The sequence below is a fragment of the Methanoculleus sp. MH98A genome, assembly GCF_000691865.1.
GTDB lineage: Archaea > Halobacteriota > Methanomicrobia > Methanomicrobiales > Methanoculleaceae > Methanoculleus.
Genome location: NZ_JMIO01000201.1, coordinates 1 through 733, shown reverse-complemented (window position 1 = coordinate 733; position 733 = coordinate 1). Strand labels below are relative to the sequence as shown.

The 733-nt window shown below is 53.5% G+C and carries 1 protein-coding gene; it reads right to left on the bottom strand.

What is annotated here, in order from left to right:
• Positions 1 to 141 precede the first annotated feature (141 nt).
• Positions 142 to 504, bottom strand: coding sequence for a phosphate-starvation-inducible PsiE family protein (locus EI28_RS12550; protein ID WP_231476496.1), 363 nt, complete (start codon positions 502 to 504; stop codon positions 142 to 144).
• Between the last annotated feature and the right edge of the window lie 229 nt (positions 505 to 733).

Sequence of the window (733 nt, the reverse complement as noted above, 5' to 3'; positions counted from 1 at the left end):
AGCATCAAGATTCAGGAAGAACGGCTGAATCAGGTTCGCACCCAGTTTGACGAGCTCTTCGTGGCGCGCTGATCGTCCTCGCTCTCAAAATCAGGATTTTTGCGCCCCATCCGGTATCGTTTCGGGTCGCTGCTCCCGCCCCTAGCGGCTATCCACGCGTTCCTGCTTCCCGATATAGACGATCGCGATCGTCAGCACGAGGATCGCCACGAGTGTCATCCCGATATCGACGGGTTCGAGGGGTTCGACCCCGAAGGTCAGCACCCGCCGCACCATTGCGGTGATGCCTGCAATCAGGATCGGCGTCACGAGCACTCTGTTTGTCCTGAAATACGCCGTCACCGTCTCCAGGATCTCCACGATGATGAGGGTCAGGAGGAGCGCGTGCAGCACCCCGAGTATGCCCTGTGTCATGTCTTCGGCGTGAACGAGCGCTACTACCTGGAGAATGACGTCGTAGAACGAGAATATCGCGAGCAGGGAGAGCGAGACGGCGATGAGCATGTATATGCTCAGCGTTACCCATGATATTGCTGATATGGCCTTATCTGCATGGGATTTGGAAGGAATCATGGGGCACCCTGATCCGGGAAATACGTATATAGACGGGATGTCCGAGGAGCATTAAACATTCCGGTAAGTCTGCAGTGGGTTGATAATTGAAAGGTTTATATCGTTAGACTGCGAATGATATGATACGCCTGCAAGTAAGTTATTTATACTATTCTCGCAT

What these genes read in the sequence shown, in the direction of transcription:
- EI28_RS12550 (WP_231476496.1), bottom strand. Translation starts at nt 504, where the DNA reads ATGCTCATCGCCGTCTCGCTCTCCCTGCTCGCGATATTCTCGTTCTAC.